The organism is Rhodovarius crocodyli, assembly GCF_004005855.1.
In the GTDB taxonomy this organism is placed as follows: Bacteria; Pseudomonadota; Alphaproteobacteria; order Acetobacterales; family Acetobacteraceae; genus Rhodovarius; species Rhodovarius crocodyli.
In genome coordinates, this window is sequence record NZ_SACL01000001.1 from 290,621 (window position 1) to 309,117 (window position 18,497).

Consider the following 18,497-nt stretch of genomic DNA (forward strand, 5'->3'; position numbering starts at 1 on the left):
CGTGAACTGGGCAGGTCGTCAAGTACAGGCAGGGCAGGTATGCGTGCAGGTGACAATGCCTGTACTCTGCATGACATGACGGCACTGTTGACGATTACAAGCCTGCCCAACGCCCTGGCGGAAGCCTGGGAAAGCGGCATTCCGGTGGCGATGCCCCCAGCCGGGCTGCTGCCTGCCGACCTGCCTGCGGCAGAGGACATGGCGGCGGAGCTGACGGGCCTGCTGTCCCTGCCGATCTGCGGCGTGCGGGTCACGGAGGCCGGGCTGCTGGGCCCGCTGCCGCCGGCGCGGCTCGTCACCTCGGGCGTCACGCTGCCGCTGGGCGCCCTGCCCCATGGCATGGCGGCCCCGGCCCTGATCGGCGTGCTGGCCGAGGCGCTGGACCCTGACGGAGAGGGCGCACCCGTGTTTTCCGCCCTGCACCCGGGGCTCGATCTGTCGGCCAGCCGCTTCCAGGACGGGCCGCCCGACGAGGCAGCCCTGGTGGCGGACCTGCTGGGGCTGGGCCATGTGGTGGCGGGCGCGGCGGGGCCGGTCGTGCTGCCCACGGCATGCGCGCTGGGCGGAGAGGCGGCCGCACTGGAGTTGGAGCTGGAGCCGCTGCTGCTGCGGGCGGCCCACGCCACGCGCCGCGCAGGCGGCCTGCCGGCGGGGGCCGTGGTGGTGCTGGTGCTGGCCGGCAGATCGGCGCCCGTCGGCACCGGCGACATCACGGCGGACTGGCCCGGCCTGGGCCAGGCCGGCGCCACCATCGGCTGATCAGCGCGCCAGCGTCTCCACCGTGGTCACACGCGCGGAGACCCGGCCGTTGCGCGCCCGCGCCGCCTGCAGCGCCGGGCCCAGTGCCGCCGAAAGCTGGTCGATGCTTTCCTCGAAAGGCCGCTGCTCGGTGAACAGCGGCTGCTCGGTCACCACCATCATGACCATTTCCAGCCCATAGGGCGGGCCGATCACCCAGGGGAAGTTGGGCGCGGTCTCGCTCATGGCCGCACGCTGGCCCGGGGCCATGCGCATATCCGTCAGCAGCCGCAGCGCCTTGCCGTCATGCATGACGAACCACAGGTTCACCACGCCGCCGGCCTCGGGGCCCGTGATGCTCAGCGTCAGCCGGTCACCGTCCTGCACGCGGCGGGCACGGGGCTCGACATCCGGCCGGCCGCCCGGGGCGACCAGCACGGGGCGCAGGCTGCGCACCAGCGGGCAGTATTGCGGCTCGATCACCTCCACCGCGCTGTCCAGCGTGGCGCCCGCGACGGCCAGGCTGTTGTGCACGGTGGACAGTTCCTGCGGCAGGCTCACGCCCGTCAGCCGCACCCGCGTGCCGGTGCGGCTGCCCTGCATCCACCCGCAGGAGAGATGGATCTCCATCCCGCGCATCGCGGCGTCGATCGCGGCCTCACGCGGGTCCGGGCGGCCGGCGGGCGACTGCTGCGCATCGGTGCCCGGCGTGTCCGGCCGGCCAGGCTCGGGGCGCACGGGCTCAGGGCGGGGCGGCTCGGGGCGCACGGGCTCGGGGCGGGGCGGTTCAGGCCTCGGGGGATCCGGCCTCGGGGGCTCGGGCCTGGCGGGCTCCGGCCGGGTCGGCTCGATGCGGATGGGCGGCGCGGGCGGCTGCTCGGGGGCCGAGGCCGGGGTGCGGCCCAGGAACCACCAGGCACCGCCGCCACCGGCCAGCAGCAGCACCGCCGCCACACCGGCCAGCAAGGCGCCCTTTCCGCCACCGCCCTTCGGCGCGGCGGGTGCGGGCGTGCCGGGCTTGGGCGCCGTGATGATGCGCCTGGCACCATCCCCGACGGACCCCACCACCTGCGGCTCGGAGGAGCGGAACACCTCCGTGGCGGGGGCGGCGGCGACCGGGGCCGCCACGGCGGCAGCCAGGGCGGCGGCGAACTCTCGCGCGTCGGGAAACCGGGCGGCCGCATCCTTGGCCAGGGCGCGGGCGATGACGGCATCGAGGCCGGGCGGGGTCGAGGGGGCCTCGCGGCTGGGCGGCACCGGATCCTCGTGCAGCACCTTGTACTGCACGGCGGCATAGCCGCCCGGGAAGGGCTTCTTGCCCGTCAGCATCTGGTACAGCACCACGCCGGTGGCCCAGATGTCCGATCGCCGGTCCGCGGCATCGCCGCGGAACTGTTCCGGCGACATGTAGCTGGGCGTGCCGAGCTGGCTTTCGCCCACCGTGGTCAGGTCGGCGTCGCCGTCCTGCTGGTCGGGCTTCAGGTGCGCGATGCCGAAATCCGCGATCTTGACCCGGCCGGGCGGGTCCGCCCGCGTCAGCATGATGTTCGCGGGCTTGATGTCGCGGTGGACCACCCCCTGCTCATGGCAGAAGGCCAACGCGTCCAGCACCTCGGTGATGATGCGCTGCGTCTCGGGCAGGCCGAACTGATACTGCCGGTCCAGCAGGTCGCGCAGGGTGCCGCCCTCGACCAGCTCCATCACCATCCAGGCGGCCTCGGCGTCCTCACCGAAGTCATAGATGGCGACGACGCCGGGGTGCTTGAGCCCGCCCGCGGCCTGGGCCTCGCGCCGGAAGCGCTGGAAGGATTCCTGGCCGATCCGGTCATTCGCCGGCGGCGCGTTCATGATCTTGATGGCGACGCGGCGGCGGATCGTGGCGTCGAAGGCCGCGACCACCCGGCCCATGGCGCCCACGCCCAGCTCGCTCTCGACGCGATAGCGGGCGGGCAGCCCGGCCGGAATGCCGGTCGGTGCGGTCATGGCTCCTGCAGCCCCTGTCGCATCATGGCGCGCAACTCCTCGGCGCGGGCCTCCGCCATGTCCACCATGGCCGGCGCGAAGAAACGCGCGTCCCGCGTGAACAGCAGATAGGCCTGCATCTCATTGATCATCAATTCCTCATTCTGCGCATCATAGCCCACGCTGCCAAGAAAGCGCCGGAAGGCGGCGCGCTCGGCCTCGGTGAAACTTCCATGCCAGAGGCGATGAACATGGCGGGCATAGCCGGAATTGGTGAAATAGACCCCGTGCCCCAGCTCATGCCCCAGCACGGCGGCGCGGGTGGCGGCATCCATGCGGGGGCCGAGGTTGGGGATGGTCAGCACCGCCACCGGCTCTGGCCCAGGGGCGGCGGCGGCGATGGCCTCCACCATGCCGGCCAGGCGCTGCTCGGCCTGGGTCAGCACCTGCCCGCCCTGCCGGGCCAGGTCGATGAAGCGCCGGATGTCCGCCAGCAGATAGTTGTGGCCGACATAGAATTCCTCGGCCGTGGTGTTGCTGGCGGCGATCAGCTGCTCCAGCTCGGGCATGCTCAGCACGCGGTCGCGCGGGGCGCCGGCCTTCTCCAGCAGGGCAGCCACGCGGTTCATGGCCGCCGCCTGCTCGGCCAGTCCCGGAAAATCCAGGATGAACACGCGGGGATGGCCGGCGAGCTGGAAGATGCCGGGCTCGGCGCCCGCCGCCGCCGCCGCGATGGCCGCGGCATCGGCCCGCACGATGGGCGTCAGCACCGGCACGAACAGGGCAGCGGGGGCTGAAGGCTGGCCGGCGGGGGCCGGTGGGGAGCCGTGCGGCGAGGCCGCGTGGGGCACCGGCGGCAGCACGCGCGCCCGTGGCCAGGCGAGCCAGGCGAGGCCCGCCACCAGGGCGAGGCCTGCCGCCCCGCCCGCCAGCCAGGCCGCGCGCGGGATCAAGGGCCGAGGTTGAGGATCTGCACGCGGCGGTTCCGACGCTCGGGCATCTCGTCCGGGGTCGGGATCAGCAGCTGGCTTTCACCCAGCCCCACCACCTGCAGCCTGAAGGCCGCGACGCCAGCCCGTGCCACCAGGAAGTCACGCACGGCACCGGCCCGGCGCTCCGACAGCACCTGGTTGGCGAAGGCATCGCCCGCCGTGTCGGTGTGGCCTTCGATGCGGAAGCGGAAGGCGCGCAGCTGCGGCGAGTTCAGCGCCATGCCCAGCCGCGCCAGATCCTCCACCGCGTTCGGCTCCAGCCTGGCGGAGCCGGTGGCGAAGTTCACCTGCAGGCTGATGGCGGGCACATCGGCGGGCGCCGTGGTCACCGCCATGCCGCCGGGCGGCGGCGGGGGCGGCACGGGGCGCACGGGCGCGCCGGGCTTCACGCTGACGGGCGGCGGTGGGGGCGGTGCCGGCTGCGGGCTGAACGCCTGGGGCGGCGGGGGCGCCATCGGGGCCGGCTCGGGGCGCGGCCGTGCCATGGGGGGCACCGGCTCCGGCCTCGGCTGCCCGAAGGCGGGCGGCGAGGATTCGGGCCCGGGTGCCGCCATCGGCGGGGGCGGCGGCGGGGCAAGCGTGGGCGGGGGGGGGTCCGGGCGCGCCTGGCCGGAGGGCGGCGGCGGAGGCACCGGAGGCTGCGGCGCCTGGGCCTGCGGGGCCGGCGTCAGCGTCGGCACGGAGGGCGCGGGCGTCAGGGTCGGGACGCTCGGCGCCGGGGTCGTGCTCTCGCCGCCCGGCCGCACCATGCCGCGCGCGGAATCATCGTCGATCGTGCCTGGGCCGATGGGGCGGCGCTGCAGGCTCTCGATCATTTCCTGCGTGCGGCGGTCGACCTGTGCCTGGGCCGGCATGGCCAGCGCGAAGGCCAGCACCGTGCCCGTCAGCAATGTTCCGGTCAGGGCGGTGCAACGGGCCAATTGGTTTCGCATGGCTGTCTCCTCACGCTCGGGCCACCATAACAGGCCTGCCGAGCGCCTTCATGGTTCGAATGCCGTATGCGGGAAGGAAAGCCCGCAATACCGACAAGACTGTGGCGGAAACCCTGCCGCGCGCGTGAAGTTGCTCCCTCTTGCCGCCGCGCCGCGCTGCTGCGCCTATGCGCCGCATGATCGCCGGATGCCGTTCGTGAACGCCGCCACCCTGGCCGGGGGCGGCGCCCTGCTGTTGTGGGCCTTCCTGGCCGTGCTGGCGCGCGCGGCGGCGGGCATCCCGCCGCTGCAGCTGACGGCGATGGGCTTCGCGGTGGGCGGCACGCTGGGCCTGGCCTGGGCGCTGGCGCGCGGCGGACTTTCGGCGCTGCGCCAGCCGCCCATCGCCTGGGCCCATGGGGTGGGCGGGCTGTTCGGCTATCACGCGCTGTATTTCGCGGCCCTGGCCTGGGCACCGCCGGCCGAGGCCAATCTGCTGAACTATCTGTGGCCGCTGCTGATCGTGCTGCTCTCGGCGCCCATACTGGGCATGCGGCTGGGGCCGTGGCGGCTGCTGGGCGTGGCGATGGGCTTCGCCGGCAGCCTGGTGCTGCTGGCCGGCGGCGCGCATTTCGCGCCCGATGCCTGGGCCGGCTTCGCCCTGGCATTGGGCTGCGCCTTCACCTGGGCGCTGTATTCCGTGCTGGCCCGCAGACTGGCCGAGGTGCCGACCGAGGCAGTCGCGGGCTTCTGCCTGGCTTCAGCCGTGCTGGGCCTGGCGGCCCACGCCCTGTTCGAAAGCTGGGTGTGGCCCGATGCCCGGCAATGGCTGGCCATCGCCCTGCTGGGCGCGGGGCCGGTGGGGGCGGCGTTCTTCCTGTGGGATATCGGCATGAAGCGCGGGGACCCGCGCCTGCTGGGCACGCTGGGCTATGCGGTGCCTGTGGCCTCCACCGTGCTGCTGGCGCTGTGGGGGGAAGCCGCGCTGGACGGCCGGCTGCTGCTGGCCATGGCGCTGGTGGCGGGCGGCGGGGTCATCGCCGCCCGGGCGAAGTGAAGGCCTAGGCCTTCAGCTCCTGCTCCACGATCGCGCTGAACACCTCGATGCCATACGGGATCGCGTCGTCGTTGAAGTCGTATTTCGGATGGTGCACCGGCACCGCGCCCTTACCGTCCGCCGCCTTCTGCCCCAGCTTGAAATAGCAGCCCGGCCGCTTTTCCAGCATGTAGGAGAAATCCTCGGCGCCCATCACCGGCCGCACCTGGGTATGGACGGCGGCCGCGCCCAGCACCTTGGTGGCGGCACGGGCGGCCTTCTCGCTCTCGGCCGCGTGGTTAACCGTGACGGGGTAGCCGCGCTGGTAATCCACCTCGATCACGGCATCGTACTGGTCGGCCACGGCGGCGGCGATGCGCCTGATCTTCGCCTCCACCAGGTCACGCGTGGCGGCGCTCAGGGTGCGGATGGTGCCGCCGATCTCGGCGGTTTCCGGGATCACGTTGCGCGCCGTGCCGGCATGGAACATGCACAGGCTGATCACGGCCGATTCCAGCGGGTCCACCCCACGGGAGACGATGGACTGGATCGCCACCACCAGCTGGCTGCCCACCACCACCGGGTCGATGGCGTTGTGCGGCCGCGCCGCATGGCCGCCCCGCCCGGTGATGCGGAAGATCACGCCGTCGGCCGAGGCCATGATGGGGCCGGAGACGCATTTCACCTCGCCCAGCGCCAGGCTGGGGTCGTTGTGCAGGCCATAGACGCTGTCGCAGGGGAAGCGGTCGAACAGGCCTTCCTCGATCATCACCTTGGCACCGCCGCCGCCTTCCTCGGCGGGCTGGAAGATGAAGTTCACCGTGCCGGTGAAGTTCTTGGTCTCGGCCAGGTGCTTGGCCGCGCCCAGAAGGATGGCGGTGTGCCCGTCATGGCCGCAGGCATGCATGCGGCCCGGCGTGGTGGAGGCATGGGGCAAGCCCGTCTCCTCCGTCATCGGCAGGCAGTCCATGTCCGCGCGCAGGCCGATGCTGGGGCCGCTGCCGTTGCGCAGCACGCCCACCAGGCCCGTGCCCGCGATGTTCCGGTGCACCTCGATGCCCCACTCCGCCAGCTTGGCGGCCACCAGGTCGCTCGTCTTGTGCTCCTGGAAGCCCAGCTCCGGGTTGGCGTGGATGGTGCGGCGCCATTCGCCCACTTCGGGGGCGAGGGCGGCGATGCTGTTGCTGATGGGCATGCCCATATCTCCCTGCTTGGGGGCAGCCTGCATCTCGCCCAGGGCCGTGCCAAGTGCTTCACTGGCCCGAAATGACGGGGCGGAACATGCTGCTTGCACTGGACCAGGGCACGACCTCCACACGCGCGATCCTGTTCGATGCCGGGCTTGCGCCTGTCGCGGTGGCGCAGCGGGAACTGCCGCAGCATTTCCCCTCACCCGGCTGGGTGGAGCACGACGCCGAGCAGATCCTGGCCCATGCGCTGGAGGTGATGCGCCAGGCCGCCGCCGCCGCGCAGCGCCCCATCGCGGGCATCGGCATCACGAACCAGCGCGAGACGACGGTGCTGTGGCGGCGCGACACCGGCCAGCCCGTGCACCGCGCCATCGTCTGGCAGGACCGCCGCACGGCCGATTTCTGCGCCCGCCTGCCCGCCGGGATGGTGACGGAGCGCACCGGCCTGCTGCCCGATCCCTATTTCAGCGCCGGCAAGCTGGCCTGGCTGCTGGACAATGTGCCCGGCGCCCGCGCGGATGCCGAGGCCGGGCGCCTGTGCTTCGGCACCATCGACAGCTTCCTGCTGTTCCGCCTGACCGAAGGCCGCGTCCACGCCACCGACGCCACCAATGCCTGCCGCACCCTGTTGTGGAACATCCACACCGGCGAGTGGGACGAGGAGCTGCTGCGCCTGTTCGCCATCCCGCGCACCATATTGCCCGAGGTGCGGGATTGCGCGGCGGAATTCGGCGAGACCACGGCGCTGGGCCGGCCCCTGCCCATCCGCGGCATGGCGGGCGACCAGCATGCGGCCACACTGGGCCAGGCCTGCTTCGCGCCGGGCATGATGAAATCCACCTACGGCACCGGCTGCTTCGCCCTGCTGGTCACGGGCGATCAGCCCGTCATGTCCCGCCACCGGCTGCTGACGACGCTGGCCTGGCAGCTGGGCGGCAAGCGCGCCTATGCGCTGGAAGGGGCGATCTTCAACGCCGGCAGCACGGTGCAGTGGCTGCGGGATGGCCTGGGCATCATCGCCTCCGCCGCCGAGGCCACAGAGCTGGCCGCCCAGGCCGACCCGGCGCAGCAGGTGCATCTGGTGCCGGCCTTCACCGGGCTGGGCGCGCCGTGGTGGGATGCCGGGGCGCGGGCGGCCATCCTCGGCCTGACGCGGGGCGCCGGCCGGGCCGAGATCTGCCGCGCGGCGCTGGAGGCCGTGGCCTTCCAGACCGAGGACCTGCTGGCCGCCATGCGGGCCGATACCGGGGGGCCCATCACCACCATCCGCGTCGATGGCGGCATGGCCAACAGCGACTGGACCATGCAGCAGCTGGCCGACATCACCGGCGCCATCGTGGACCGCCCTACCGTGACCGAGACCACCGCCCTGGGTGCCGCCTGGCTGGCCGGCCTTCAGGCGGGGCTGCTGCCGGGGCCGGAGGAAGCGCCCACCCATTGGCGGCTGGAGCGCCGCTTCACCCCGCGCAGCGGGACCGACGCCGCCGCCCGGCACGCTGCCTGGCTGGACGCGGTGCGGCGGGTGCGCAGCTAGGCCTCCAGCCGCTCGATATCCTCGTCCGACAAGCCGAAATGGTGGCCGATCTCATGGATCAGCACGTTGCGGACGAGGCGGAACAGATCCTCCCCGGTGTCGATCCATTCCAGCAGGATCGCCTCCCGGTACAGGAAGATCGTGTCGGGCTGGGTCTGGACGTCGAGCACGGATTTCTGCGTGAGCGGCGTGCCGCGATACAGGCCCGTCAGCTCCCAGGGGGATTCCATCCCCATGGCGGCGAGTGTCTCGTCGTCGGCGGCTTCCTCGACCACGATGGCGCAACCCTTCACAGGCGCGCGCAGTTCTTCAGGCATGGCGGCGAAGGCTTCTTCGGCCAGGGCCACGATGTCCTCGACGGTGGGGGCGGTGGTATGACGCATCAACACATCATAGCGGAGGCGCCCCATGGTGCAGAAGCTGAACACGGCGGAACGGGCGGAGCTGGCCTCCACCCTGCCCGGCTGGAGCATGGTGGAGGGCGAGGACGCCATCCGCCGCGATTTCACCTTCGAGGATTTCGTCCAGGCCTGGGGCTTCATGGCCAAGGTGGCGCTGCTGGCCCAGGCGCAGGACCATCACCCGGACTGGCGGAATGTCTGGAACAAGGTCCAGATCACGCTCAGCACCCATGACGCGGGCGGCCTGTCGGCCAGGGACGTGAAGCTGGCGCGCGCGATCGACGCGCTGTGACGCCGGTCTGCCGGGCGGCGGCGCGGCTGTGCCTGCTGCACGGCTGGGCGCCGGTGGCCGAGGCGCCCCTGCCCGACGGCCGCCGGGCTGACCTGTGGGTGCTGACGCCTGCCGGCGAATTCCTGGTGATCGAGAGCAAATCAGGCCTGCGGGACTTCCAGACCGACCGCAAATGGCCGGAATACCGCGCCTGGTGCGACCGGCTGTACTTCGCGGTGGACCTGGATTTCCCGCCTGAGGCGCTGCCGACCGATGTCGGGCTGATCGTGGCGGATGGGCCTGAGGCGGCGCTGGTCAGGGAAGCGCCGCATCACCCGCTGGCGCCGGCCCGGCGGAAATCGCTGCTGGCGCGCTATGCGCTGCTGGCCGGAAGGCGCCTGGCGCTGGCACAGGACCCCGAGGCGGCCCTGGCACTGATGGGCGCGCTCAGGGTCGAGTGATCACCAGATGACGGGGATGCGGACCTGCGCGCCGGGGGCAGGCCGGAACAGCCGGTCCTGAAGGTCCCCGGGGGAGCCGGTTTCCTGCGCATGGCCGCGGCCGGGCAGGCGCGGCGCGATGAAGGTGGGCTGCACCTGGGCAACGTCGGCGCGCGGGGCCTCACGCGGGGCCTGGATGCGGGCGTTGGGCACGGGTGCCGCCTCCAGCCGGGGGCGCGCCGGGGCCGGCGTGGCCACCACCACGGATTCCGGCACCACGATGCCGCCGCCCATGAAGGCGCCGTCAGTGGCACTCGGCCGGTTATCGACGCGGTTGCGCTGCGCGGCGGCAGGGAAACTGCCGATGACAATCGCTGCCATCAAAGCCGCGCTCAGTGCCTTATTGAGAAGCATATGTTTATTTTGATGACGCCGTTTGGGCGTTGCAAGCGTTAATTTCCGCTGCGGACAATGATGCGGACGCTGAGCCCGGGCGGCGATGCCCCCGGAATCGCGTCCTCCAGCCGCACAACGCCGCCGTGCAATTGCGCCACCGCCCGGACCAGCGACAGGCCCAGCCCATAGCCCGGCGTGGCGCGCGACGGCTCTGCCCGGAAGAAGCGCACGCCGGCCCGGGCACGGTCCTGAAGCGACAGGCCCGGCCCGCTGTCGCTGACGATGACCTCCAGCACCCCATCCTCCTCGCGGCGGGCCGACAGGCGCAGCACGCCGCCGGGCGGGGTGAATTTCACGGCGTTATCCAACAGGTTGGCGGTGGCCTGCATCATCAGGTCGCGGTCGCCCACCATGGGCAGCGTGTCCGGCAGGTCGGTCTCCAGGCGCTGCTCCCGCATCTCGGCCGCGGCGTCGTAGAAGTCGGCCACGTCGCGCAGCGTCTCGACCAGGTCGAAGGGGGCGAAGGCCGCGCGCCGCGCCCCGGCCTCCACCTCCGTGATGCGCAGCAGGGCCTGGAAGATGCGGCTGATACCGTCCAGATCCTGGATGCCCTGCTCCATCGCCGCCCGCAGGTCGTCAGCATCCCGGGCCGCGATTAAACTTTCCTCGAGCTTGGCCCGCGCCCGGGCGATGGGCGTCCGCAGGTCGTGCGCGATGGCATCCGAGACGCCTTTCACCCCCTGCATGAGTGATTCGATCCGGTCGAGCATCGTGTTCATGCTCTCGCCCAGCCGGTCGAACTCGTCGCCCTGCCCGGTCAGCGGCACGCGGCGCGTCAGGTCACCGCCCGCGATGCCCAGCGCGGTGCGGAAGGTGGGTTCCAGCCGGCGGTCGATGATCCGCCGGATGATGGAGGCGCCCAGCAGCGCCACGATCAGCGAGGCCCCGAGCGACCAGGCCACGCCCTCCGTCAGGGTCAGGCGCAGCTGCAGGCGCTCGCTTTCGTCGCGGCCCACCAGCATCCGCATGCCCGGCAGGTCACGCCGCAGCAGCCGGGCATCGGTGGGGATGCCGTCATGCATGATGCGGATGCGCAGGAAGCTTTCGTCGGAATTGGCCTCGTCAGGCCAGGCTTCCATGTTGCCGGCAAGCCGCTCGCCACTCTCGCTCAGCAGCAGGTAGATGGTCTCGTTGGAGATATCGAGCGCGATGCGTTCCTGGATCGCATCCTGCAGCGCCAGCTGCCCGCCCTCGCGCCAGCGTTCCGTCAGCGCCACGGCATCGGCCCGGATGGCCGCCACCAGCTGGCGGTCGAGCGCGCCGGCCGTGGCCCACCACATGACGGAGACGAGCACGACCGCCGCCACCAGGAACATGACGGTGAAGAAGGCGGCGAACCGGAAACCCGCGCTTTGCGTCAGGCTCGGCGGGGCAGCCCCCCGATAGGGCAGGATGCGCCCCTGGGGGGAATCGACCGGCACTGCCTGCTCAGGGTTCCGCGCGGATCATGTAGCCCGCGTTGCGCACGGTATGGATCAGCGGCTTGTCGAAGCCCTTGTCCAGCTTCTGCCGCAGGCGGGAGACATGGACGTCGATGACGTTGGTCTGCGGGTCGAAGTGATAGTCCCACACCTTCTCCAGCAGCATGGTGCGGGTCACGACCTGGCCGGCGTGGCGCATCAGGTGCTCCAGCAGGCGGAACTCACGCGGCTGCACGTCGATCTTACGACCAGAACGCGTAACGGTGCGCGACAGCAGGTCCAGCTCCAGATCGGCCACGCGCAGCTTGGTGGCGGGGGCATCGACGGTCGGGCGGCGGGACAGGGCCTCGACGCGGGCCAGCAGCTCGGCGAAGGCGAAGGGCTTCACCAGGTAGTCGTCGCCGCCGGCCTTCAGGCCCTTCACGCGCTCATCCACCGCGCCGAGCGCGGAGAGGAACAGCACAGGGGTGCGGTTGCCCTGCCCGCGCAGGGTCTCGACGATGCGCACGCCGTCGACGCCGCCTGGCAGCATGCGGTCCAGCACCAGCATGTCGAATTGCTCGGACGCGGCCAGGAACAGCCCGTCACGGCCGTTGCCGGCATGCTCGACCGTATGGCCGGCTTCCTGAAGACCCTTCTTCACGAAGCGCGCCACCTCGGCATCGTCTTCAACCAACAGGATGCGCATCCGAGTCCTCGTCTTGAACTAACTCGACTGTAACGATCTCGCTTTGACCCTCAAGCCCATGCGTCGCAAGCAAAATCCGCTCGATCAGCCCGGACCGGGGGGCCGACGGCCGACCTGGATGGAAGTTTCGACGCTGCGGCCGTCCCGCTGCACCGAAAGGCGCACGGATTGGCCGGGCGGCAGGGCCGCGACATAGCGCACCAGCACGCGGGAGCTTTCGGTGCGTTCACCGTTCACGGCCAGCACCACGTCGCCGGCGCGCAGGCCGCCGCGGGCTGCGGGGCCGTTGCGCACCACATCAGTGACCAGCACGGCGCGGCGCCCGGCGCGCGGGTCCTCCGGCACCAGGTCCTGCACCGAGACGCCGAGCCAGCCGCGATCGACTCGCCCGTCGCGGCGCAGTTGCTCCACCACCGGCCGCGCCAGGTCGGAAGGCGTCGCGAAACCGATGCCGGCCGAGGCGCCGGAAGGCGAGTAGATGGCGGTCGAGATGCCGATCACCTCGCCCGCCTGGTTGAACAGCGGGCCGCCGGAGTTGCCGGGGTTGATGGCGGCATCGGTCTGGATGAAGTCGTCGAAGGGCCCTGCCCCGATCTCTCGCCCACGGGCGGAGACGATGCCGGAGGTGACGGTGCCGCCCAGCCCGAAGGGGTTGCCCGCCGCCAGCACCCACTGGCCCACGCGCATGGCGCCCGAGGAACCCCAGGGCACGGCCGGCAGCGGCTGGCGCGGCTCCACCTTCAGCACCGCCAGGTCCATCAGCTCATCCGTGCCGACGACGCGGGCGGGCATCTCGGTGCCGTTCTGCAGCGAGACGGTGACGCGGGTGGCGGAGCCCACGACATGGTTGTTGGTGACGATGTAGCCGGTGGGGTCGATCACGAAGCCGCTGCCGGCACCCTGCGTGCGTTCCCGCCTGCCGCGGAAATACCGCTCGAAGGGGGTGCCGCGGAACTCGGGCGGCACGGTCGTGGTCTCGCTCTGCACCGCGATGTTCACGACGGCGGGCAGCACGCGCTCCGCGAGGTCCGCGAAGTCGGGCAGCACGCTGCCGCGCTGGGCCACGGCCTGGCTGCCGCAGCCGATCAGCGGCACCGCCGGCACCACCAGAAGCCCGGCGAGAAGCGCGCGGCGCCTGGACGGAAGGAGGGACAGGCGGCGGGCGACGGGGCTCTGGGCTGGCGGCATGATCTTCACGCTGGACTGACAACCCCCGGTTGATCCCGGGGGCCGATGACGACGATACGGGATAATATAGGTTAACGGGCGTCACATCACCCGGTTGGCTGACATGAAAGCCATGTTGCGGCCGGATTGCTCGGCCCGCAGCTTCCTCAGGCCGGCGTATCGCCGGCCAGGGTGATGCGGTGCATCAGCCGCAGGTGGCCATGATAATCGTTCAGCGGGTAATGCAGGCAGCAGCGGTTGTCCCACAGGGCCACGCTGCCCGGCGCCCAGCGGAAGCGGCAGGTGTATTCGGGCCGCACGCTGTGGCGGTACAGATAGTCGAGCAGCGGGGTGCTTTCCTCCTCCGTCATCCCCTCGAATCGGGCCGTGTGGCCGGCATTCACGTACAGCGCCGTCCGCCCCGTCTCGGGGTGGGTGCGGGCCACCGGGTGCAGCGCGTCGTAGCTCTTGCGGGCTTCCTCGCGGCCGCTGTCCTTCAGCCGGTCCTCGCGCGTCTTGCTGACATCGGCCTTGGCGGAGGTGTTGTGCGCGCGCAGCGGCCGCAGCACGGCCTGCATGGCGGGCGACAGCCCTTCCCAGGCATGCCGCAGCGAAGCGAACAGCGTGTCGCCCCCGGCCTCAGGCACCTCTCGCGCGACCAGCATGGTGGCCATGGGCGGCTGGTCCAGATAGGCGGTGTCGGTGTGCCACACACCGCCGAAATTCACCTTCTCATGCGGCAGCTTCTTCACCTCGATGATCTCGGGGAAGCCCTCGATGCCCTTCACGAAGGGGTATTCCACCGCCTGGCCGAAGCGCCGCGCCACGGCGGCGAACTGCGCGGGCGGCAGATCCTGGTCACGGAAGAACACCACGCCGTGCTCCAGCCAGGCGGCGCGGATCGCGTCCACCTCGGCCTGCGGCATGTCACCGGACAGCGTCACGTCCAGGATTTCGGCGCCGATCGCGCCCCCCAGCTTGCGGATGATCATGTGATGTCGACGTCCCTCAACTCTCTTGAGGGGGATGATGCCGCATGCCCCGGCTTTGACCACCCCCGACCGGCACCGGACCGGCCGGGTGCAGCGCAGCGAAATTGGGGCTTGGCCTGACCTTGTTCTCGGTGAAAGGTGTAGCGGACGTAACCGGAAAGATCAGCTGACGCATGGGGCAGGAGTGGAAAGGCCGTCCTTGGGAGGGCGCCGTCCAGACGGTGCAGTGCCGGTTGGACCGCGAAGGGCCGGGCGGGCTGTTCGTCGGCGACCTGGTCTTCACCCCTGACGGTCCGCACCTGGTCGTGCGCTGGGATGATACGGATTGGGGAAAATTCGCGCTGGACGTGGTTCAGCTTGAGGCCGGGCACCTGAAGGAAGACCCGCCCGGCAGCGGCAACTGGGGCTATGCCAAGCCCATCCGGGACCCGCGCGCCTTCGGCTGACGGCCGGCCGGCAGATGGCAAAGCCTTCATCCCCGGCCCATCTCGTTGCAGGGCCGATGCGCGCAGTCTTCCCTTCACCAGCTCCCGCCTCAGGGCCTTCGGCAAGGCGGGGACAGGAACGGGGCGGCGGCCAATTCCCGGCAGGCCTGTCGCCCGGCGGCCCGGCGCGGAGACGCTCCGGGCCGTTTCGTTTCCGGCACCATCCCATCAAAGCGGGTGATTTCCTTGCGGCCGGCATGGCGGTAGCTGCATGCCATGGAACGCATCATCTACAGGAACAGCCGCGGCTGGCGGCTGCGCTGGCTGTGCCTGGGCTTTATCATCGTGATGCTGGGGCTGATCGGCGGCGCGGGGCTGATCCATGTGACCGACAGCGACCGCGGCAATGACCGCGAGAGCTTCCTGGGCGTCGCCGGCATGCTGGCCGTCGTGATCCTGCTGCTGGACGCCTTCCGCCGCCATTACGTGTACCGCGTGCTGGGCGACCGGCAGACCCTGGTGGTCGAGACGCTGCCGCTGTTCGGCGCCCCCGCGCGGCATGTCTTCCCGCGCCGGGACATGCGCCCGGGCAACGGCAAAAGCTGGAACGCGCGGGGAAGTGTCTCCACCAGCGTGTCCCTGCATGTGAAGGGACGCCGCTTCCCCTTCATCGTGGACACCACCGAGGATTCGATACGCTGGTGATTGACCGGGGCGGCGGGACACCCGACTCTGCTCCATCATGAGCCTGCCCTTCGACAATCTGTACCGCCACGGCTTCGTCCGGGCCGCGCTCTGCGCGCCGGTGATGGCGCTGGCGCATCCGGCCGCCAATGCGCGCGCCAGCATCGACATGGCGCGCGGGGCCGCGGCCCAGGGCGCCCGGCTGGTGCTGTTCCCGGAAATGGGGCTGTGCGGCTATTCCATCGAGGACCTGCTGCTGCAGACCACCCTGCTGGATGCGGTGGAGGCCGGGCTCGCCACGATCGCGGAGGCCAGCCGCGACATCCCTGCCCTGCTGATCCTGGGCGCGCCGCTGCGCCAGGGCCCGGGCGTGTTCAACTGCGCGGTGGCGATCCAGGGCGGACATATCCTCGCCGCCATCCCCAAGACCTACCTGCCCAACTACCGCGAATTCTATGAGAAGCGGCAGATCGCCCCGGCCATGACCGCCACGGCGGATGAGATCACGATCGCCGGCCAGACCGTCCCCTTCGGCACCGACATCATCCTGCCCGCCGAGGACAACCCGGACGCGGTGGTGCATATCGAGATCTGCGAGGATCTCTGGACGCCCATCCCGCCTTCCTCGCGCGGGGCGCTGGCAGGGGCCACCATCCTCTGCAACCTGTCGGGCAGCCCGGTCACGGTGGGCAAGGCGGAGGACCGGCGCGCGCTGGCCGACGCGCAGTCCCGCAGCACCATCTCGGCGTATCTGTACACCGCCGCCGGCATGGGCGAATCCACCACCGACCTGGCCTGGGACGGCCAGCTCTCCGCCTTCGAATACGGCGAATTGCTGGGCGAGGGCGCCCGCTTCTCGGATGAGGCCGAGATGCTGGTGGTGGACATCGATGTCGAGAAGCTGGCGCAGGAGCGCCGCCGCATCGGCAGTTTCCGCGACGCGGGGCTGGGCGAGGACCTCGCCTTCCGCCGCATCCCCTTCCGGCTGGACCCGCCCGGCGGCCCCCTGCCGCTGAAGCGCGAGATCGCGCGCTTCCCCTATGTTCCCGCGCGCCCGGAAAAGCTGGACCAGGATTGCTACGAGACCTGGAACATCCAGGTGACGGGGCTGATGACCCGGCTGCGCTCCACGGGGCTGAAGAAGCTGGTGATCGGCGTGTCGGGGGGGCTCGATTCCACCCAGGCGCTGATCGTGGCGGCGCGCACCATGGACCGCCTGGGCCTGCCGCGTTCCAACATCATCGGCGTGACCCTGCCGGGCTTCGCGACCAGCGACGGCACCAAGACCTCCGCCTGGGCGCTGATGCGGGGGCTGGGCGTGGATGCGCGCGAGGTGGACATCAAGCCGCTGGCGACCCAGCTGCTGAAGGACCTCAACCACCCCTACTCCGAGGGGCATAACCAGTACGACGTCACCTTCGAGAACGTGCAGGCTGGGCTGCGCACCGATTATCTGTTCAGGCTGGCCAACCATTCCGGCGGGCTGGTGGTCGGCACGGGCGACCTGTCGGAACTCGCGCTCGGCTGGTGCACCTATGGCGTGGGCGACCACATGTCGCACTACAACGTCAATGCCTCCCTGCCCAAGACGCTGATCCAGCACATGATACGCTGGGTGATCGGGGCCGGCATCTATGACGCGGATGTGGGCGCCACGCTGGAAGCCATCCTGGGCACCGAGATCAGCCCCGAGCTGGTGCCCCCCGGCGCCGATGGCGTGATCCAGTCCACCCAGGCCATCATCGGCCCTTATGAGCTGCAGGATTTCCACCTGTTCCAGACCCTGCGCTGGGGGTTTTCGCCGGGCAAGGTGGCGTTCCTGGCGCAATCGGCCTGGGGCGATGCCGCGCGCGGCGCCTGGCCGCGCGGCATCGAGGGCGCGGACCGCCACGCCTATGACCTGCCCACCATCAAGCACTGGCTGCGGATCTTCCTGCGCCGCTTCTTCGGGCAGAGCCAGTTCAAGCGCAGCGCCGTGCCCAATGCGCCGAAGATCTCCTCGGGCGGGTCGCTCTCCCCGCGCGGCGACTGGCGCGCGCCCTCCGATGGGCTGGCCGATGCCTGGCTGGAGGCCCTGGAACGCGAGGTACCGGATGTATGACCTGGACGCCGCGCGACGCGGCTGGGCCGTCAACCGCCTGGGCCACCGGCTGCGCCTGCCCGAGGAACGCGCCCGGCTGAAAGCCGATGAGGCCGGCTATCTGGCGACGGCCGGGCTGGCGCCGCGGGAACTGGCCGCCATCCAGGCGCGTGACTGGCCGGGCCTCTCGGCCATGGGCGCCAGCATCTATGCGCTGGCGAAGCTCGGCGGCGCGCTGGGCGTCCCGCTGCCGCGCGTGATCCAGAGCTTCCGGGAGCCGCGCTGAATGGCGCGCATCATCGGCGGCATCGGCATCAGCCATTCCCCCGCCGCCATCTTCGCGCATGACAACGGCCACGCGGAAAAGCCCGAATGGCAGGGCTTCTTCCAGCCCCTGGCCCGGGTGCGGGAATGGGTGAGGCAGGCAGCGCCGGACCTGATCGTGGTGGTGTTCAACGACCACCTGAACCACTTCTTCTTCGACGCCTATCCGACCCTGGCGATGGGTGTCGCCCCCGAATACCCCCTGGCGCCGGAGGGCGGGGCCTGGCTGCCCTTCCCGCCCGTGCCCGGCCACCCGGCAGCGGCGCAACTGGCCGCCGCCCTGCTGGAACGCGACTTCGACCTGACCCTGTGCCAGGAGCTGGCCTTCGACCACGGCGCCGCCGGGCCGCTGCGGCTGGTGGGTGAGCCCTGGGCCGCCCCGGTGGTGCCCATCGTGGTCAACACGCTGCGCGCGCCCATGCCCCGCCCGGCGCGCCTGTTCGCCCTGGGCCGGGCGCTGCGCGAGGCCATCGCCGAATTGCCCGAGGACATGCGCGTGCTGGTCGTCGGCACCGGCGGCCTGTCCCATGCGCTGGACGGCCCGACCGCCGGCCACATCGCCCAGGACTGGGACCGCGATTTCCTGGCCCGCATGGTGGATGACCCCGCAAGCCTCGCTGCCCGCAGCCTGGCCGACTACGAGGCCGGCGCCGGCTCCGAGGGGCTGGAGAGCATGATGTGGCTGGTCATGCGCGGCGCCCTGCCCGAGCGCGTCTCGCCGCTGCTGTCGGCCTATCATCCCTTCGGCGTGACCGGGCTCGGGCTGTTGTTGCTCGAGCCCTGAA

The 18,497-nt window shown here is 71.1% G+C and carries 20 protein-coding genes; 10 read left to right on the top strand and 10 right to left on the bottom strand.

Annotated elements, in window-relative coordinates:
* The first annotated feature begins 75 nt into the window (after positions 1-75).
* Positions 76-759 (top strand): hypothetical protein, encoded by a 684-nt coding sequence (locus tag EOD42_RS25755; RefSeq protein WP_164867731.1) that lies wholly within the window; start codon positions 76-78, stop codon positions 757-759.
* Here the strand turns inward: EOD42_RS25755 and EOD42_RS01370 are convergent, their stop codons facing one another.
* The 3 genes from EOD42_RS01370 to EOD42_RS01380 are packed head-to-tail and all read right to left on the bottom strand — an operon-like array spanning position 760 to position 4,624.
* Positions 760-2,721, bottom strand: a complete 1,962-nt coding sequence (locus tag EOD42_RS01370) for a serine/threonine-protein kinase (protein ID WP_127785260.1) — start codon at positions 2,719-2,721, stop codon at positions 760-762. It lies immediately after the preceding gene.
* Entirely contained in the window at positions 2,718-3,653 is a 936-nt protein-coding gene (locus EOD42_RS01375; RefSeq protein WP_127785261.1) for a hypothetical protein, read from the bottom strand. The genes EOD42_RS01370 and EOD42_RS01375 overlap by 4 nt, the downstream gene beginning before the upstream one ends.
* The gene (locus tag EOD42_RS01380; protein ID WP_127785262.1) at positions 3,650-4,624 is read right to left on the bottom strand and encodes an OmpA family protein; all 975 of its coding nucleotides are present in this window, start codon (positions 4,622-4,624) and stop codon (positions 3,650-3,652) included. The genes EOD42_RS01375 and EOD42_RS01380 overlap by 4 nt, the downstream gene beginning before the upstream one ends.
* 124 nt (positions 4,625-4,748) lie before the next feature.
* Between EOD42_RS01380 and yddG the strand changes: the two genes are divergently transcribed.
* Positions 4,749-5,660 (top strand): aromatic amino acid exporter YddG, encoded by a 912-nt coding sequence (gene yddG, locus EOD42_RS01385; RefSeq protein WP_240654756.1) that lies wholly within the window; start codon positions 4,749-4,751, stop codon positions 5,658-5,660.
* A gap of 4 nt (positions 5,661-5,664) precedes the next feature.
* On the opposite strand, the gene EOD42_RS01390 is transcribed toward yddG, so the two are convergent.
* The gene (locus EOD42_RS01390; protein WP_127785264.1) at positions 5,665-6,834 is read right to left on the bottom strand and encodes a M20 aminoacylase family protein; all 1,170 of its coding nucleotides are present in this window, start codon (positions 6,832-6,834) and stop codon (positions 5,665-5,667) included.
* Between the two features lie 71 nt (positions 6,835-6,905).
* Here EOD42_RS01390 and glpK point away from each other — a divergent pair, with 71 nt between their 5' ends.
* Complete coding sequence (gene glpK, locus EOD42_RS01395) at positions 6,906-8,363, top strand: glycerol kinase GlpK (RefSeq protein WP_127786537.1); 1,458 nt, start codon at positions 6,906-6,908, stop codon at positions 8,361-8,363.
* Here the strand turns inward: glpK and EOD42_RS01400 are convergent.
* A complete protein-coding gene (locus EOD42_RS01400; RefSeq protein ID WP_127785265.1) occupies positions 8,360-8,746 on the bottom strand; it encodes a metallopeptidase family protein in 387 nt (128 codons plus the stop codon). The genes glpK and EOD42_RS01400 overlap by 4 nt on opposite strands.
* Positions 8,747-8,771: 25 nt before the next feature.
* Here EOD42_RS01400 and EOD42_RS01405 point away from each other — a divergent pair, with 25 nt between their 5' ends.
* On the top strand, positions 8,772-9,056 hold the full coding sequence (locus EOD42_RS01405) for a 4a-hydroxytetrahydrobiopterin dehydratase (protein WP_127785266.1): 285 nt from the start codon (positions 8,772-8,774) through the stop codon (positions 9,054-9,056).
* A complete protein-coding gene (locus EOD42_RS01410; RefSeq protein ID WP_127785267.1) occupies positions 9,053-9,496 on the top strand; it encodes an MmcB family DNA repair protein in 444 nt (147 codons plus the stop codon). Before EOD42_RS01405 ends, EOD42_RS01410 begins: the two co-directional genes overlap by 4 nt.
* On the opposite strand, the gene EOD42_RS01415 is transcribed toward EOD42_RS01410, so the two are convergent.
* The 5 genes from EOD42_RS01415 to EOD42_RS01435 all read right to left on the bottom strand — a co-directional run bounded on the left by EOD42_RS01415 (position 9,497) and on the right by EOD42_RS01435 (position 14,199).
* Positions 9,497-9,856 (bottom strand): hypothetical protein, encoded by a 360-nt coding sequence (locus tag EOD42_RS01415; RefSeq protein ID WP_127785268.1) that lies wholly within the window; start codon positions 9,854-9,856, stop codon positions 9,497-9,499.
* Positions 9,857-9,927: 71 nt separating this feature from the next.
* Positions 9,928-11,352: a sensor histidine kinase gene (locus EOD42_RS01420; RefSeq protein WP_240654761.1), complete on the bottom strand. Its 1,425-nt coding sequence runs from the start codon at positions 11,350-11,352 to the stop codon at positions 9,928-9,930.
* A gap of 7 nt (positions 11,353-11,359) precedes the next feature.
* A complete protein-coding gene (locus tag EOD42_RS01425) occupies positions 11,360-12,040 on the bottom strand; it encodes a winged helix-turn-helix domain-containing protein (RefSeq protein WP_127785269.1) in 681 nt (226 codons plus the stop codon).
* Between the two features lie 84 nt (positions 12,041-12,124).
* A complete protein-coding gene (locus EOD42_RS01430) occupies positions 12,125-13,228 on the bottom strand; it encodes a S1C family serine protease (protein WP_127785270.1) in 1,104 nt (367 codons plus the stop codon).
* Positions 13,229-13,374: 146 nt separating this feature from the next.
* On the bottom strand, positions 13,375-14,199 hold the full coding sequence (locus EOD42_RS01435) for a TauD/TfdA dioxygenase family protein (protein WP_127785271.1): 825 nt from the start codon (positions 14,197-14,199) through the stop codon (positions 13,375-13,377).
* Between the two features lie 233 nt (positions 14,200-14,432).
* Between EOD42_RS01435 and EOD42_RS01440 the strand changes: the two genes are divergently transcribed.
* The 5 genes from EOD42_RS01440 (at position 14,433) to EOD42_RS01460 (ending at position 18,496) form a co-directional block, all read left to right on the top strand.
* Positions 14,433-14,645 (top strand): hypothetical protein, encoded by a 213-nt coding sequence (locus tag EOD42_RS01440; RefSeq protein ID WP_127785272.1) that lies wholly within the window; start codon positions 14,433-14,435, stop codon positions 14,643-14,645.
* Between the two features lie 255 nt (positions 14,646-14,900).
* The gene (locus EOD42_RS01445) at positions 14,901-15,329 is read left to right on the top strand and encodes a TMEM70/TMEM186/TMEM223 family protein (protein ID WP_127785273.1); all 429 of its coding nucleotides are present in this window, start codon (positions 14,901-14,903) and stop codon (positions 15,327-15,329) included.
* Between the two features lie 37 nt (positions 15,330-15,366).
* Positions 15,367-17,409 (top strand): NAD(+) synthase, encoded by a 2,043-nt coding sequence (locus EOD42_RS01450; protein WP_127785274.1) that lies wholly within the window; start codon positions 15,367-15,369, stop codon positions 17,407-17,409.
* On the top strand, positions 17,402-17,674 hold the full coding sequence (locus tag EOD42_RS01455) for a hypothetical protein (RefSeq protein WP_164867732.1): 273 nt from the start codon (positions 17,402-17,404) through the stop codon (positions 17,672-17,674). The genes EOD42_RS01450 and EOD42_RS01455 overlap by 8 nt, the downstream gene beginning before the upstream one ends.
* On the top strand, positions 17,675-18,496 hold the full coding sequence (locus tag EOD42_RS01460) for a DODA-type extradiol aromatic ring-opening family dioxygenase (RefSeq protein WP_127785276.1): 822 nt from the start codon (positions 17,675-17,677) through the stop codon (positions 18,494-18,496).
* Position 18,497: the final 1 nt, after the last annotated feature.